We start from the raw sequence: 18,710 nt of genomic DNA on the forward strand, positions 1-18,710 counted from the left end.
GAACCCGGCCGCAACGGCCAACCGGTTACGCAGCTCCACCCCTGTCAGCGAGTCGAAGCCCAGATCCCGGAACGCCCGCCCCGACTCCACACCGCCCACATCACCGTGGCCGAGAACGGCAGCGGCGTGTTCGCGCACCAGATCCAGCACGACAAGCAAGCGCTCAGCTTCACCCAGGCCCAGCAGGCGGCGGGCGAAGGTGCTCGTACCTTGTCCACCCGCGGCCGGCCGGCGGGGCGCACGGACCAGGTCACGCAGCACCGACGGCGGCGGTGTCCCGGCCGCGGTCGCGTCGCGGGCCGCGCCCACATCCAGTCCCGCCGCGACCACCGGCCGGCCCGCGCTCAGCGCCCGGTCCAGCAAGCCCAGTGCCTGCTCGGTCGGCAGAGCCACACCGCCGACGCGGGAAAGCCGGGCCCGGTCGGTGGCGGTCAGCGAGCCGGTCAAGGCGCTGGCCTGCTCCCACAGACCCCAGGCGATCGAGACGGCGGGCAGCCCCTGGGCCGTCCGGTGGGCGGCGAGAGCGTCCAGGTAGGTGTTGGCCGCCGCGTAGTTGCCCTGTCCCGCGCCGCCCAGCAGTCCGGACAGGGACGAGAACAGCACGAACATCCGCAGGTCCAGATCCCGCGTCGCCTCGTGCAGGTGCCAGGCGGCGTCCGCCTTAGCGGCCAGCACCCGGCCCAGCGACGCGGGACCCAGCGAGGTCACCGCCATGTCCTCGACGACTCCCGCCGCGTGCACCACCCCGGCCAGATCAGGGGTATCGGCCATCAGCGCGTCCACCGCGGCACGGTCGGACAGGTCCGCGGCCGCGATCCGCACTCGTGCGCCGGTCGCCTCCAGTTCGGCGGCGAGTTCGGTGGCGCCGGGCGCGGCCGGGCCGGAACGGCTCACCAATACCAGGTCCCGCACGCCGTGCCGGTCCACCAGGTGCCGGGCGACCAAGCCGCCGAGTGTCCCGGTCCCACCAGTGATCAGCACCGTGCCGTCGAGGGCGGGCCCGGCGTCCGGCCGGCTGACCGGTATTGGTCGCAGCCGCGGCACCAGCGCCGCCCCGCCGCGCAGGGCGATTTCCCTTTCGCCGGTGGCCGTGGCCGCGTCGGCGATCGCCTCGGACTCGGGACGGCCGTCGAGGTCGAGCAGCACCAGGCCCGCGTCCGGGTGCTCGGCCATCGCCGACCGGACCAGGCCCCAGATCCCCGCCGACTCCAGCCCGGCCACGGTGTCCCCGTCCGCCGCCGACACCGCGTCACGGGTGCGGACCGCCAGGCGTGAGCCGACCGGGTAGCCGATCGCCAGCCAGCCCTGCACCAGGGCCAGAGCCGCGGGTACGTCCGCCGGTTCAGCCCAGGCGATCAGCGGCTCATCCGCCACCTCGGGCAGGTCCAGTTCGGACCCCACCCGCACCGGCATCCGCTCCGGCTCGGGTCCGGGATCGACCGGTGTCCATTCCAGAGCCAGCAAGCCGGGGCCCGCGGCCTGGCTGGGGGCGGCCAGCCGGCTGATATCGGCGGACCGGGAAATCATCGCGGCGGCCGATACCACCGGCTGGCCTTCGCCGTCGACGGCCAGCAGAGAGACAGCGTCCGGCCCGGCCGGGCTCAGCCGCACCCGCAGCGCCGACGCCCCGGTCGCATGCAACCGCACATCCCGCCACGCGAACGGCAACAGCACCCCGTCGCCGTTCCCGGCGGCGAGGAGGGCGTGCAGGACCGCGTCCAGTAGCGCCGGGTGGATCGCGAACCCGTCCTGCCCCTCCCCCAGGGCGGCGGGGAGTTCCACCTCGGCGTACAGGTCCTCGCCGAGCCGCCAGGCGGCCCGCAGGCCACGGAACGCGGGTCCATAGTCAAACCCCCGTGCCGAGATGACCTCGTAGGTGTCCACGTCCGGCAGCGGCTCCGCCCCGGCCGGAGGCCACTGCCCGTCCAGGCCGGCCACCGTCCCGACCGGGTCGGCCAGGGTGGCAGTGGCGTGCCGGGTCCACTGCTCTCCCGTACGGGAGAAGACGCTCGCCCTGTCCCCGTCGACCCGCACCTGGAAATCGACCGGGCCATGGCCGTCGAGCACTATCGGCTGCTCGAACGTGATCTCCCCGATCGCCGGCAGACCAGCCCGGTCTCCAGCGTGCAGCACCAGCTCCGCCAGCGCCGCTCCGGGCACCAGCACCGTCCCCGACACCGCGTGATCGGCCAGCCACGGGCTCGTCCCCGCCGACACCCGCCCCGACAACACCCAGCCGGCGTCCTCAGCCAGCCGCACCGCGCTGTCCAACAGCGGATGACCCGCGGTGCCCCGGCCCGTGCCGCCACCCGACGCCCAATAGCGGCGGTGCTGGAACGGATACGTCGGCAGCACCACCTGACGGCCGACGGGGATCAGGCGGGTCCAATCCACCGCCGCGCCATGAGTCCACGCCTCAGCGAGACCGACCAGCAAACGACGAACTCCAGCGTTCTCACGTTCAGCCAGGCCGGCCGCCCACACCTCGCTGCCGCCGCCGTCGTGGACCACGGCCGACAACACCCTGTCCGGGCCGACCTCAAGGAACCCGGCCGTGCCACGCCCATGCAAGTAGCGGATGGCGTCGTGGAACCGAACCGTACCCACCGCCTGCTCCACCCAATGCCCCGGATCACCCAGCACATCCGCGCCGACCACACCGCCGGTGACCGCCGACACCAGCGGCACCCGCGGCTCCACGAACCGGATCCCCGCCACCACCCGCGCCAGCTCGTCGGCGATCGGGCGCATCAACGGGGAATGGAACGCGTGGCTGACCTCCAGCCAACGCACCTTCCCGCCGGGCAGGCGGCCCACCGCCTCCTCGACGGCGTCCCGGTCACCGGAGAGCACCACCGCCGACGAACTGTTCACCGCCGCCACCGCGACCCGGTCCTCCAGACCGGACACATCCACTTCCTGTACGCCTGCCTGCACCGCCGCCATCACCCCACCCGACGGCAACGCCTGCATCAACGCACCCCGCGCCACCAACAACCGCACCGCGTCTTCCAGCGACACCGCACCCGCCACATACGCCGCCGTCACCTCACCCACCGAATGACCGGCGACAAAATCCGGCTCCAGACCCGCCGCCCGCGCCACGGCGGCCAAAGCGGCCTCGAACGCGAAGACCGCCACCTGCGTGAATCCGGTCTGGTGCACCTCGGCGTCGGAGAACATCACATCCCGCAGCGAACGGCCCAGCAACGGGTCCGCCACCGCACACACGTCGTCCAGCACGCCCGCGAACACCGGTGAACACTCCGCCAACTCGCGGCCCATACCCACCCACTGCGACCCCTGGCCCGGGAACACCCACGCCACCGGACCCCGCGTCACTGCCCCGGCCGACTCCACCGCCGCCAGACCCTGCTCGAGCTCCTCACGGTCAGCGCCCATGACCACCGCACGGAACTCCAGCCCCGCCCTCGACGCCGCCAGCGCCCCCGCCACATCCGCGATCCCCGCCCCCGCCGGGACAACCGAAGCCAGCCGGCCGGCCAGCGCCCGCAGCGCCGCGTCCGACCGCGCCGACAGCACCCACGGCACCACGCCACCGGTCACCACCGGCTCCGACGACGGGGCCGCGACCGGCTCAACGGGGGCTTCTTCGAGGATCACGTGGGCGTTGGTGCCGCTGATCCCGAACGACGACACCCCGGCCCGGCGCGGCCGTTCATGGGGCGTCCAGGACCGCGATTCGTTCAGCAGCAGCACATCCCCGGCCGACCAGTCCACATGCGACGTCGCCTCATCGGCGTGCAGAGTCGGGGGCAGCATCTCGTGCCGCATCGCCTCGACCATCTTGATCACACCGGCCACCCCGGCGGCGGCCTGAGTGTGGCCGATGTTCGACTTCACCGACCCGAGCCACAACGGCCGCTCCCACGACCGCTCCTGACCGTAGGTCGCCAGCAACGCCTGCGCCTCGATCGGGTCCCCGAGTGCCGTCCCGGTCCCGTGCCCCTCGACCACATCGACATCCGAAGCGGAAAGCCGGGCATCAGCCAGCGCCCGGCGAATGACGCGCTCCTGGGACGGACCGTTGGGAGCCGACAGCCCATTGCTGGCCCCATCCTGGTTCACCGCACTGCCCCGCAGCACCGCCAGCACCGGATGCCCGAGCCGCCGCGCCTCCGACAACCGCTCCAGCACCAGCACCCCGACGCCCTCGCCCCAGCCGGTGCCGTCGGCTCCGGCCGAGAACGCCTTACACCGGCCGTCCGATGCCAGCCCGCCCTGCACCGCGAACTCCGCGAACGTTCCCGGGGTGGCCATCACCGTCACGCCCCCGGCCAGCGCCAGCGAGCATTCCCCGTTCCGCAACGCCTGCGCGGCCAGGTGCATCGCCACCAGCGACGACGAACACGCCGTATCGATCGTGACCGCCGGACCCTCCAGGCCGAACGCGTACGCCACCCGGCCGGACGCCACACTCGTCGTGTTTCCGGTCAGCCGGAAGCCGCTGCCGTCACTGTGGGACAGCTGCGATTCGTAGCCCTGGAAGGCCAGACCGGCGAAGACCCCGGTGTCGGAGCCGCGCAGCCCGGTCGGGTCGAAGCCGGCCCGTTCCAGCGCCTCCCAGGACACCTCCAGTAGCAGCCGCTGCTGCGGGTCCATGGCCACCGCCTCACGCGGCGAGATCCCGAAGAACTCCGCGTCGAAGTCGGCCGCGCCGGACAGGAAACCGCCCACCCGCGCGTAACCAGCGGACTCAGAATCCCAGCCGCGGTCCGCCGGGAAGTGACCGACCGCGTCAACGCCCTCGGACACCAGCCGCCACAAGTCCTCCGGCGAGGACACCCCACCGGGATAGCGACACGCCATCGACACGATCGCGACCGGCTCATCGACCGACCGCGACACCGGAACGACCTCGGCGACGGCCGGGGCCGCACCGGTCATCCGCCCCAGCAGGTAATCGGCCAGCGCTTGCGGTGTGGGGTAGTCGAAGACCAGCGTGGTCGGCAGCGCCAGCCCCGCCGCCGCGGCCAGCCGGTTCCGCAACTCCACGGCTGTCAGCGAGTCGAAGCCGATATCCCGGAACGCCCGCCCGGACTCCACGCCGCTCGCATCACCGTGGCCCAGCACCACCGCCGCGTGCTCACGCACCAGATCCAGCAGGACGAGCAACCGCTCGGCTTCGGCCAGGCCCAGCAGGCGACGGCCCAGCACGCTGGTCGACCCCGCGGCGGCCGCGATGGCGCGACGTGGCGGACGGCCCAGGCCGAGCAGCACCGTCGGTACCGGCGTCCCGGCCGCGATGGCGCCCCGGACCGCACCCACATCCAAGCCCGCCGCCACCACCGGCCGGCCGATGCTCAGCGCCCGGTCCAGCAGGCCCAAGGCCTCTTCCGTACCCAGCACCACACCACCGCCACGCGCCAGCCGGGCCCGGTCAACCTCGGCCAGCGCACCGGTCATGGCACTGCGCTGCTCCCACAGACCCCAGGCGATGGACACCGTCGGCAGCCCAAGGGCCGTCCGGTGCGCGGCGAGGGCGTCCAGATAGGAATTGGCCGCGGCGTAGTTGCCCTGTCCGGGATTGCCGAGCAGCCCCGCCAGCGACGAGAACAGCACGAACATCCGCAGGTCCCGTCCGGCGGTGGCCTCGTGCACATGCCAGGCCGCCTCGGCCTTGGCGGCCAGCACCCGGGCCAGCGACTCGCTGGTCACCGAGGTCACCGGCATGTCCTCGAGCACCCCAGCCGCGTGCACCACCCCGGACAGATCCGCGATGCCCGCCACCAGTGCGTCGACCGCGGCGCGGTTGGACAAGTCCGCCGCGACGACCCGCACCCGCGCCCCGGCCAGCTCCAGCTCAGCAGCCAGTTCGGCCGCACCGGGCGCAGCCGGCCCCGACCGGCTGGCCAGCACCAGATCCCGTACCCCGTGCCGGTCCAGCAGATGCCGGGCGACCAACCCACCCAGCGTTCCGGTCCCGCCGGTGATCAGCACCGCGCCGTCACCCACCCCGGGCAGACGCAACACGATCTTGCCCACGTGCCGGGCCTGGCTCATGTACCGCAGCGCCGCACCGGCCTGAGCCGCCGGGAACACCGTGACCGGCAGCGGCTCGACCTGCTCCAGGACCCGCCGCCACATCTCCGCGAGCCGGTCCGGGTCCAGATCCGCCACGTCGAAGGGGACCTGCCGCGGATCACGGATGTCAGTCTTGCCCAGCTCGACGAACCTTCCGCTGTCGGCCAGCATCCCCAGCGACGCGTCCAACAACTCGCCGGTCAACGAGTTCAGCACGACATCGACCTGGCCGAACTCGCCCGCGAAATCCGCCGTACGCGAGGAAGCGATGCGTGTCACGCCCAGCTCGGCCACCGCGGCCTGCTTGGCCGGGCTCGCCGTCGCGAACACCTCGGCACCGGCCGCCATCGCCAGCCGGACCGCCGCCATGCCGACACCGCCGGACGCCGCGTGGATCAGCACCCGGTCCCCCGCCCGCACCCGGCCCAGGTCGAACAGCGCGTGATAGGCCGTCAGGTAGACGATCGGTATGGCTGCCGCCTCGACGTCGCTCCACCCGTCCGGCACCGGCACCGTCAGCCGCGCGTCGGCCACCGCCAGCGGGCCGAATCCCTGGAACATCCCCATCACGCGCATGCCGGGCACCAGGCCGTGCACGTCGGGACCGACCTCGACCACTACCCCAGCGCCCTCGCTGCCCGGCGGCCGGGGGTCGTTGGGCAGCATGCCCAGCGCCGACAACAGGTCGCGGAAGTTCACTCCGGCCGCGCGGACCGCGATACGGACCTCATGGGGGCCCAGCGGCCGCTCGGCGTCCGGGGCCGGAACCACCCGCATCTCGTCCAGGTCACCGTCGGCAGCCCATTGCAGCCGCCACGCCTCCGAACCGGTCGGCAGCTCGGGTGCGGCCGATGCCGGGCGCAGACGGGGAACCAGGGCCGCCCCCGCCCGCAACGCGAGCTCTTTCTCCCCAGTGGCCAGCGCAGCGGCGGTGATCTCTGCCGATTCGGGGCGTCCGTCGTCGTCGAGCAGCACCAGACCCGCGTCCGGGTGCTCGGACCGCGCCGACCGCACCAGCCCCCACACCCCCGACGACTCCAGCCCGGCGACCATGTCACCGTCAGCCGCGGCTACCGCGTCACGGGTACGGACCACCAGCCGCGACCCCGCCGGATACCCAGCCCCCAGCCACGCCTGCACCAGGCCCAGCCCGCCGGGCAAGTCCGCCGGGTCGGCCAAGGCGAACAACGGCTCGTCCGTCGCCTCGGGCAGGTCGAGCTCCGGGCCGACCTGGATCCAAGCCCGCTCCGGTGCCGGGCCGAGGCTGAGCGGCGCCCATTCGAGTGACAGCAAGCCCACACCCGCGCCGGGGCCGGCGAGCCGGCTGGTGTCGGCGGGCCGGGAGATCATCGCGGCGGCCGATACCACCGGCCGGCCCTCACCATCGGCAGCCAGCAGAGCGAACGCATCCGGGCCGACCGGGCTCAACCTCACCCGCAGCGCGGACGCCCCCGTCGCGTGCAACCGCACATCCCGCCACGCGAACGGCAGCAGCACCCCGTGGCCGCCGTTCGCTGCCACGACCATCACGTGCAAGGCGGAGTCCAGCAACGCCGGGTGGATCGCGAACCCGTCCTGAGCATCCCCGGCGGGGAGCTCCACCTCGGCGTAAAGGTCCTCGCCGAGCCGCCAGGCCGCCCGCAGGCCACGGAACACCGGCCCGTACTCGTATCCGCGACCCGCCATGGCCTCGTAGGCGTCGCCGACCGGCAGCGGCTGCGCGCCGACCGGGGGCCACTGCCCGTCGAGGCCTTCCACCGTCCCCGCCGGATCGGCCAGAGTCGCGGTCGCGTGCCGGGTCCACTGCTCCCCGGTACGGGAGAACACGGCCGCCCGATCGCCCTCCACCGACACCTGAAGGTCTATCGGGCCGCCATTCAGGACCAGGGGCTGCTCGAACGTGATCTCCCCGATCGCGGGCAACCCGACACGGTCCCCGGCGTTCAGCACCAGTTCGGCCAGCGCCGCCCCGGGCACGAGCACCGTTCCCGAGACCGCGTGATCAGCCAGCCACGGACTCGTCCCCGTCGACACCCGCCCCGACAGAACCCAGCCGGCGTCCTCGGCCAACCGCACCGCCGACCGCAACAGCGGGTGGCCCGCGTCGCCCCGGCCCGTAACGCCACCCGACGCCCAATACCGGCGATGCTGGAACGGATACGTCGGCAACGCCACCGGACGGCCGACCGGAATCAGGCGGGCCCAGTCCACCCCCGCACCATGAGTCCACGCCTCACCCAACGAAGCCAACAGGCGCCGCTGCCCACCATCATCGCGACGCAGCGACCCAACCGCCCAACGACCCTCAATACCCGGCACCAGCACCGGATGCGGGGACACCTCCACAAAACCGGCCACCGGCACCGCCGCCACGGTCTGCGCGAACCGCACCTGCTCCCGCAGATTCCGCCACCAATACGCGGCATCCAGCTCCACGGTGTCCATCACCGTGCCGGTCACCGCCGAATAGAACGGCACCCGACCCGCCCGCGGCGATACCCGCACCGCCAACAAGTCGTCCCGCACCGACTCCACCAACGGGTGATGGCTCGCGTAATCCACATCGACACGACGGGCCCGGATCCCGGCCGCCTCACACCGTGCTGCCAACGCGTCCAACGGCTCCGGCGCGCCGGAGACCACTACTTGCTCGGCCGCGTTGACCGCCGCGATCCCCAGTCCGTCCGCCAGCAGGCCCTCGACCACCTCGGGGGCCGCCGCAACCGACAACATCCCGCCCGTACCCGCCAGCGCCGCCAACGCCCGACCCCGCGCGGTCACCAGACCGAGGGCGTCCTCCAACGACAGAGCCCCCGCGAAACACGCCGCGGCGGCCTCACCCTGCGAATGGCCCACCACCGCCGACGGGACCACCCCCGCCGCCTCCCACACCTTGGCCAGGCCGACCATCATCACGAACAACACCGGCTGGACCACCTCCACCCGGTCCAGCCCCGCCCCCGACACCAGCGCGTCCCGCAGCGGAAAGTCCACCAGCCGCTCGCACTCGGCCACGAACTCGGCGAACACCGGAGAACAGGCCAGCAGCTCACGGCCCATCCCGGGCCACTGCGAACCCTGGCCCGGGAACACGAAAGCCACACCGCCACCGGCCACCGACGGTCCACCCGGCTCGACCCGCGTCAGCGCCTCGTCCAGTTCCGCACGGTCGACACCCAGGACCACGGCCCGGTGTTCCAGCCCGGCGCGGCTCCCCGCCAGCGACACCGCCACATCCCCGATGCCGACCTCGGCCGGGACATCCGACACCAGCCGACCCGCGAGCGCCGCCAACCCCGCACCCGAGCGCGCCGACAACACCCACGGCACCACGGCGCCGGTCACCACCGGCTCGGCCGACGGGACCACGGTCGAAGCAGCGGGGGCTTCTTCGAGAATCACATGGGCGTTGGTGCCGCTGATCCCGAACGACGACACCCCTGCCCGCTTCGGACGGTCCGCCGCCTCCCACGGCCGCGCCTCGGCCAGCAGCCGCACCTCGCCCGCCGACCAGTCCACATGCGGCGACGGCTCATCGGCATGCAGCATCGCCGGGAGCGTCCCGTGCCGCATCGCCTCGACCATCTTGATCACGCCCGCCACCCCGGCCGCCCCCTGGGTGTGGCCGATGTTCGACTTCACCGACCCCAGCCACAACGGCCGATCTTCCGGCCGGTCCTGCCCGTATGTCGCCAGCAGCGCCTGGGCCTCGATCGGGTCCCCGAGCGTGGTCCCCGTCCCGTGCCCCTCCACCACATCCACATCGCCCGGAGTCAACCGGGCATCGGCCAGGGCCCGGCGAATGACGCGTTCCTGCGACGGGCCGTTGGGGGCCGACAGGCCGTTGGACGCCCCGTCCTGGTTCACCGCGCTGCCCCGCAACACCGCCAGCACCGGATGCCCGAGCCGCCGCGCCTCCGACAGCCGCTCCAGCAGCACCACGCCGACGCCCTCGCCCCAGCCCGTACCGTCGGCGGCGGCCGAGAACGGCTTGCACCGGCCATCGGACGCCAAGCCGCCCTGCGTCGCGAACTCCGCGAACACCCCTTCCGTCGCCAGCACCGTCACACCACCGGCCAGCGCCAGCGAGCACTCCCCGTTCCGCAGCGCCTGAGCCGCCAGGTGCATCGCCACCAGCGACGACGAACACGCCGTATCGACCGTCACCGCCGGACCCTCGAGACCGAACGTGTACGCCACCCGGCCGGAAACGACGCTCGACGCGTTCCCCGTAAGCCGGAAGCCGCCCGCGTCGCTGTCGGACAGCCGCGAGCTGTAGTCCTGGCCGGACAGTCCGGCGAAGACCCCGGTGTCGGAACCGCGCAGCCCGGTCGGGTCAAGGCCCGCCCGTTCCAGGGCCTCCCAGGACACTTCGAGCAGCAGCCGCTGCTGCGGGTCCATCGCCACCGCCTCACGCGGCGAAATGCCGAAGAACTCCGCGTCGAAGTCGGCCGCACCGGACAGGAAACCGCCCACCCGCGCATACCCGGCCGACTCCGTCTCCCAGCCGCGATCGGCCGGGAAATCACCGACCGCGTCCACGCCCTCGGACACCAGCCGCCACAAGTCCTCCGGCGAGGACACCCCACCGGGATAGCGACACGCCATCGACACGATCGCGACCGGCTCACCCACCGACCGCGCCAGCTCCACCTTTTTCCGCGCGGCCGCGCCGGTCGCCTGGGCGACCAGGTGCTCGGCCAGCACCTGCGGCGTCGGGTAGTCGAAGACCGCGGTCGGCGACAGCGCCACTCCGGTCGCCCCGGTGAGACGGTTGCCGAATTCGACACCGGTGAACGAGGTGAAGCCCTGATCGTGGAAGGGCAGCGCAGGCGTGATCGAACCGGGATCGTCGTGGCCGAGCACCGCGGCGGCGTGCCGGCGGACCAGATCGAGCACGAGCTGGGAGTGTTCGGCCTCGGGCGCCCCGGCCAGGCGGACGGCCAGCTGACCCATCGGGCCGGCGCCGGCCGTGACCGCGCGCCGCCGGGGTCGGCCGAGGGCGTGCAGGACGGGAGACAGCGGCAGCCCGGCGGCGAGCCCGGCCCGCACCACGGCGATGTCCAGCCCGGCCGCCACCATCGGCTCCGGGCTCACCACCGCGGCATCCAGCAAGCTCAGCGCATGCCCGGTCTCCAGTGGCACGCCGCCGCCACGGGTCAGCCGGTCCGCGTACACCACGGGCAGGTCTTCGGTCAGCGCGCTGGTCTGCTCCCACATGCTCCAGGCGATCGACACCGCCGGCAGCCCTTCCGCCCGCCGACGCGCGGCCAGCGCGTCCAGATAGACGTTGGCCCCGGCATACGCCCCGAAGCCGGCCGTGCTCAGCAGCCCGGACAGTGAGGAGAACAGCACGAACAGCCGCAGGTCCAGGCCGCGGGTCGCCTCGTGCAACCGCCACGCCGAAACGGCCTTCGCCCGCAGCGTGCGTCCGAGCCCTTCCGGTGTCAGCGCCTGCACCGTCTCCGGGGCCAGCACCCCGGCCGCGTGCACCACCCCGACCAGGTCCGGGATGCCCGCGACCAGCGCGTCGGCCGCGTCGGGATCGGCCAGATCCGAGGCCACGACCCGCACCCGGGCCCCGGCGGCTTCCAAGTCGGCCACCAGCCCGTCAACACCGGGCGCGCCCGCACCGGACCGGCTGGCCAGGACCAGGTCCCGAACGCCGTGCCGCTCCACCAGATGCCGGGCCACCAGACCGCCCAGCGTGCCGGTGCCGCCGGTGACCAGAACCGTGCCGCCCAGAGTGGGCCATTCGGGCAGCGCTGTGGCGGGCAGCGGGCGCAGCCGGGGCACGCGTACCTCGCCGCGGCGAACGGCCACCTCCATGTCACCGCCGACCACCGAGGCGGCCAGCGGGGCCAGGTCGTCGGTATCGGTGTCAGCCAGCGCCAGGACGTGGCCGGGGTGCTCACCACGGGCCGCCCGTACCAGACCCCACACCGGTGCCTGGACCAGGCCGGAAACCATGTCACCCGGACCGGCCGCCACCGCCTGCCGAGTCACCACCACCAGGCGAGATCCGACCGGCCGATCCACACCCGTCCACTGCTGCACAACACCGAGCGCCCAGCTCAGCGGATCCTCGCCCTCGCACACCGCGGCCACGGTCACCGGCTCGTCACCCGACGCCGGAACGTTCTCGCCGGGCCGGATCACCGTCCACTCCGCCGCCCCGAGGCCGTGCGCCGACACCGGCTCCCAGCGCAGGCCGAGCAGTTCACCACGCCCCGGCCCATCACCCGGTGCCGAACGCGCGGTCATCCGCGCGATCTCCAGAACCGGCTGCCCGCCACCGTCCACGGCCAGCAAACCCGACCCGTCCGAGCGGACCCGGAGCTCCCGCGCCCCGGCCGCATGCAGCCGTACGCCCTCCCACCGCGACGGCACCTCATCCGGGCCCAGGTTCAGCGCGGCCTCCAGCAGCGCCGGGTGGATCGCATAGCCGGCGGCATCGGGCACCTCCACGGCCACCTCGTCGCCGGTATGGTCCGGCACCGGCCGGACCTGCTCCGAGACCACCGCGCTGGCGTACCGCACCCACTCGCCCACCGCGGACGGACGCGCGAACACCTCCAACCGCTGTCCCGCGATACTCACCTGCACCTGCACCGGACCCTCCGGCGCCAGCACCTGTTCGAACTCAAGCTCCTCGAGCACCGGCCAACCGGCCTGCCCCGCCGCGTACACCGCCAGCTCGGCCACCGCCATCGACCCGTCGATCAGCGGATCGGCCGCCAGCCGCCCCGCGAACACCGTCCCGGCACCACTGGCCAGCGGCACGCCTTCACCCAGCACCGGATGGCCCGACCCCGACGCCGCCCGGCCCGCCGCCCAATACCGGCGGTGCTGGAACGGATACGTCGGCAACACCACCGGACGGCCGGCCGGGACCAGGCGGGTCCAATCCACCGCCGCGCCATGAGCCCATGCCTCGGCCAGACCGGCCAACAGACGACGAGCCCCGGCGTTTCCCCGTTCGGCCAGACTGGCCGCCCACACCCCGCTCTCGCCGCCGTGGACCACAGCCGACAACACCCGGTCCGGGCCAACCTCCAAGAACCCAGCCGCGCCACGCCCGTGCAGATAACGGACGGCGTCGTGGAAACGGACGGTACCCACCGCCTGCTCCACCCAGTACTCCGGATCACGGAGCACGTCCGCGTCCGCCACCGCCCCGGTGACCGCGGACACCAGTGGGACCCGCGGCTCCGCGAACTGGATTCCGGCCACCACCTGCGCCACATCAGCAGCGATCGGACGCATCAACGGGGAATGGAACGCATGGCTGACCTCGAGCCGGCGCACCTTACGGCCTTCCAGCCGCCCGACGGCAACCTCGACCGCATCCTCGTCCCCGGACAGCACCACTGCCGTCGAGCCGTTCACCGCCGCCACCGCGACCCGGTCTTCCAGGCCGGACAGGTCCACCTCATGCTCGCCGGCCTGCACCGCCGCCATCACCCCGCCAGGCGGCAGTGCCTGCATCAACGCGCCCCGCGCGACCAGCAGCCGCACCGCGTCTTCGAGAGTGACCGCGCCGGCCACATAGGCGGCCGTCACCTCACCTACCGAGTGACCGGCCACGAAGTCCGGCTCCAGGCCCGCCGCCCGCACCACCGCCGCCAACCCGGCCTCGAACGCGAAGATCGCCACCTGGGTAAAGCCGGTCTGATGCACCTCGGTGCCGGAGAACATCACCTCCCGCAACGAGCGACCCAACAACGGATCCGCCACCGCACACACTTCGTCCAGCACGCCCGCGAACACCGGGGAAGAATCCGCCAGCTCCTGGCCCATGCCGGTCCACTGCGCCCCTTGCCCCGGGAACACCCACGCCACCGGACCCCGGGCCGCCGCCCCGACCGGCTCCACCCGCGTCAGGCCCTCGTCCAGTTCCGCACGGTCGGCACCGAGCACCACCGCCCGGAACTCCAGCCCAGCCCTCGAAGCCGCCAGCGTCCCCGCCACATCCGCGGTGTCGGCCCCGGCCGGGACACCCGACGCCAGCTGGCCCGCCAGCGCCCGCAACCCCGCCTCCGACCGCGCCGACAACACCCACGGCACCACGCCACCGGTCACCACCGGGGGCGCCGACGAAGCCGCAACCGGCTCAGCGGAAGCTTCTTCGAGGATCACATGCGCATTGGTCCCGCTGATCCCGAACGACGACACACCGGCCCGCCGCGGACGGCCCTCCGACTCCCATCGCTGCGCCTCCGTCAGGAGGCGTACCTCGCCGGCCGTCCAGTCCACATGCGGCGACGGCTCACCGGCGTGCAGGGTCGCCGGAAGCGTCGCGTGGCGCATCGCCTCGACCATCTTGATGACACCGGCCACGCCGGCCGCGGCCTGGGTGTGCCCGATGTTCGACTTCAGCGATCCCAACCACAGCGGCCGGTCCTCCGGCCGCCCCTGCCCGTACGTCGCCAGCAGCGCCCGCGCCTCGATCGGATCCCCGAGCGTGGTCCCCGTCCCGTGCCCCTCAATCACATCCACGTCCGAAGCGGAAAGCCGGGCATCGGCCAGCGTCCGCCGGATCACCCGCTCCTGCGAAGGACCGTTCGGGGCGGTCAGGCCATTGCTCGCCCCGTCCTGGTTCACCGCACTGCCCCGCAGGACCGCCAGCACCGGATGCCCGAGCCGCCGCGCCTCCGACAACCGCTCCAGCACCAGCACCCCGACGCCCTCGGCCCAGTTGGTGCCGTCGGCCTCGGCCGAGAACGCCTTGATCCGCCCGTCGGCCGCCAGCCCGCCCTGCACCGCGAACTCCGTGAACATCCCCGGGGTGGCCATCACCGTCACACCACCGGCCAGCGCCATCGAGCACTCGCCGTTGCGCAGCGCCTGCGCCGCCAGGTGCAGCGCCACCAGCGACGACGAACACGCCGTGTCCACGGTGACCGCCGGGCCCTCGAGACCGAATGTGTACGCCACCCGGCCGGACGCCACGCTCGACGTGTTTCCCGTCAGCCGGAAGCCGCCCGCATCGCCCTCCGGCAGCCGCGAGGCGTAGTCCTGCGAGTACAGCCCCGTGAAGACCCCGGCGTCCGTACCCTTCATCGCGACCGGGTCCAGGCCGGCCCGCTCCAGGGCCTCCCAGGACACTTCGAGCAGCAGCCGCTGCTGGGGGTCCATCGCCACCGCCTCACGCGGCGACACCCCGAAGAACTCCGCGTCGAAGTCGGCCGCACCGGACAGGAAACCGCCCACCCGCGCATACCCGGCCGACTCCGTATCCCAGCCGCGATCGGCCGGGAAACCACCGACCGCGTCCACGCCCTCGGACAACAGCCGCCACAAGTCCTCCGGCGAGGACACCCCACCGGGGTAGCGACACGCCATCGACACGATCGCGATCGGCTCACCCACCGACCGCGGCCGAACCACCTCACCGGCAGTCTTTTTCGTACCCGACCCCAGCCGCACCAGATGCTCGGCCAGCGCCTGCGGCGTCGGGAAATCGAAGACCGCGGTCGGCGACAGCGCGACTCCGGCCGCTCGGGCCAGGCGGGTACCCAGATCGACACCGCTGAACGAGGTGAAACCCAGGTCGTGGAAGGCGAGCGTCGGGGCGACCGCCCCCGGATCGTCGTGGCCGAGCACGGCGGCGGCGTGCTCGCGCACCAAGTCGAGCATGACCAGCGTACGTTCGGTCGGTGCCAGCCCGGCCATCCGCCGGTCGAGGGCGGAGCCAGTGGCGTCCGGTTCCGGCGCGGCCGCTGAGCCGAGCCAGTAGCGGGAGCGCTGGAACGCGTACGTCGGCAGGGGCACATGGGCAGCCGGGGTCGCGCCGAACACGGCGTTCCAGTCAATCCGTACGCCGCGGACATGCATTTCGGCCAGAGCGGCGATCACGGACCGCGTCTCCGGCTGCCGGGCCTGAAGCACGCTGACGAACACGGCGTCACGGCCGGGCAGACAGGACCGGCCCATCGCGGACAGCGCCGTGTCCGGGCCGAGCTCGACGAACGTGGTGACGCCGGCCTCGTCGAGGGCCCGGATGCCGTCGAGGAACCGTACGGTCTGCCGGACGTGCCGGACCCAGTAGTCGGCCGAGCTCATCTCGTCACCGGTGACGACGCGCCCGGTGACGTTGGACACGACCGGAATGCGCGGCCGGGCGTAGGTGAGACGCTCCGCGACCTCACGGAACTCGTCGAGAATCCGGTCGGTGTGCGAAGAGTGGAAGGCCCGGTTCACCTCCAGCCACTGGCATCTGCCACCGTCGGCGCGCCAGCGCTCGGCCAGGTCGGTGAGCTCGTCGCGGTTTCCGGCAAGGGTGGTGCTGACCGGGCCGTTGAGAGCGGCGATCGAGACGTCGGCCGCCGCCGACTCGAGGAACGTGCGTACTTCATGTTCGTCGCCGCGCAGCGACAGCATGGCGCCGTCCGGGAGGTGCTGCATGAGCCTGCCGCGCTCGGCAACCAGCGTGCAAGCGTCGTCCAGGCTCAGAATGCCGGCCACGTGCGCGGCCGCGAGCTCACCGATGGAGTGCCCGCCCAGCAGGTCCGGGGCGATGCCCCAGCTCTCGTAGAGGCGGAAGAGCGCGACCTCGACGGCGAACAGGGCGGGCTGACTGTAGGCGGTCTCATGGATCAGGTCGGGGTCGCGCAGGATCTCGGCCAGGGAGTGGTCGAGGTGCGGATCCATGACCCTCTCGACCTCGGCGAAGGCACGGGCGTACGCCTCGTGCGCGGCGGCGAGTTCGAGGCCCATCCGGACGTGCTGGCTACCCTGCCCGGAGAAGAGGAATGCGGTGCCGGCGGCGCCGGCCGTGCCACGGACGACGCCGCGGCGAGCGCGGTTGTCCGCGAGGGCGGCCAACCCGGTGGCTAATCCCTCGCGGTCGGGGGCGATCACGACGGCGCGGTGCGCGAACGCGGTGCGCGTGGTGGCCAGCGCGTGTGCCAGCTCCGGCAGGTCCGCCGCGGCCAGCTCCGGCCGATCGAGGTGAGTGGCGAGGCGCGCGGCCTGGGCGGACAGGGCCGCGTCGGTTGCTCCGGAGAGGACCAGCGGAAGGACACCGAGCTCGGGACGGTCCGGCGCGGCCGGCGCCGGCGCGGTCCACTCGCTCAGGACGACATGGCAGTTCGTGCCACCGATGCCGAACGAACTGACCCCCGCGATCAGTTCATCCTGCGGACGGGGCCAAGGCGAGGTTTCCCGCTGGACCCCGAGACCGAGCTCGTCGAAGGCGATCGCCGGGTTCGGCCGCTCGAAGTTGAGGCTGGGCACCAGTTCCCGGTGGGCGATGCAGAGCACTGTCTTGATCAGTCCGGCGATGCCGGCCGCGCCCTCGAGGTGGCCGATGTTCGTCTTCACCGAGCCTATCCGCAGCGCGGCGTCCGCCGGCCGGTGCCGGCCCAGTGCGGCACCGAGCGCGACCGCCTCGACCGGATCGCCGGCCCGGGTGCCGGTGCCGTGCGCCTCCACGTACTGGACGTCGCCGACCGTCACCCCGGCCCGCTGGTAAGCGCTGGTCAGCAGCGCCTCTTGGGCCGCCGCGCTCGGGTCGGTCAGCCGCTCGCCGTCACCGTCGTTGTTGATGGCGCTGCCCCGGATGACGCAGAGCACCCGGTCCCCGTCGGCGATCGCCGCGCTCAGCCGTTTGAGGACGACCAGGCCGGCACCCTCGCCCCGGACGAATCCGCCTGCCCGCTCGTCGAAGGCGTAACAGCGGCCGTCGGGTGACATCGCGCCCAACCGGGCGGTGAGTCGCCCGCTGTCCGGGTCGGCGATCAGGCTGACGCCGCCGACCAGCGCCGTGTCGCACTCGCCGCGCCGTAGGCTCTCGACGGCCAAGTGGACGGCGACCAGCGACGAGGACTGTCCGGCGTCGATGGTCAGGCTGGGGCCGTGCACTCCGAGGAAGTGCGAGACGCGGTTGGCGATGATGCTGCGGTAGACGCCGGTGGCGCTGTACGCGCTCGGGCCGTCCGGGTCGCCCAAGGTCAGCCGGGCGTAGTCGTCGCCCATCACACCGAGGTAGACGCCGGTCGTAGTGCCGTGCAGAGAGGCCGGGACGATGCCCGCCTCTTCGAGCGCCTCCCAGGCCAACTCCAGGACGAGGCGCTGCTGAGGATCCATGGCGTGGGCCTCGGCCGGCGGGATCCCGAAGAAACCGGCGTCGAACTCGTCGATCCGGGCGAGGAAGCCGCCCTGCGCCGGCGCCGTCGGATCGGCGGGAAGACGATCGCCGGAGGCTGTTCCGACCGCCTCGACGCCGTGCCGCAGAAGGTCCCAGAACGCCGTCGGGCCGTCCGCGCCGGGCAGCCGGCAGGCGACGCCCACCACCGCTACAACGTTGTCATGACGACCATGGTGCTCGGAAGACATAGCGCGACCTTGTCCTGTGTGTCAGAGCGTTGGCGGACTGCCAAGACGATCGCCGTACCTACGGTCGGCAGCGAACAGTTCACCCAGGACGTCGCTACGAGCCGGGCATCTGAGCATGCCGCAGTGGAATCGGCGCTCGAAATCAGGATCCGAGAACGTGTTTGCCGATCTGCTGCGGGCGTTGGCGCGGACGAATCCATCCGGGGTCGAGCAGCCTTGGCCGCGCTCCGTCGAGTGCCCGGTTCACCGAAGTGGACAGCGCGACTCGGCAACCATCCAAATCCTCACTTAACTGGACCATGAACGCACCGTATCGACCGGTTGAT

General features: G+C 72.7%; 1 protein-coding gene (running past one end of the window). It reads right to left on the bottom strand.

Going from position 1 to position 18,710, the window contains the following annotated elements:
- Positions 1-18,384: the 5' portion of an SDR family NAD(P)-dependent oxidoreductase gene (locus ACMTAK_RS05015; protein ID WP_413805009.1), read on the bottom strand. 12,078 nt of this gene lie to the left of the window's left edge; 18,384 of the gene's 30,462 nt are visible here — the first part of the coding sequence; its start codon is at positions 18,382-18,384; its stop codon lies beyond the left edge, outside the window.
- Between the last annotated feature and the right edge of the window lie 326 nt (positions 18,385-18,710).

This window comes from Streptomyces lacaronensis (assembly GCF_047337785.1).
Taxonomy (GTDB): domain Bacteria; phylum Actinomycetota; class Actinomycetes; order Streptomycetales; family Streptomycetaceae; genus Streptomyces; species Streptomyces lycopersici.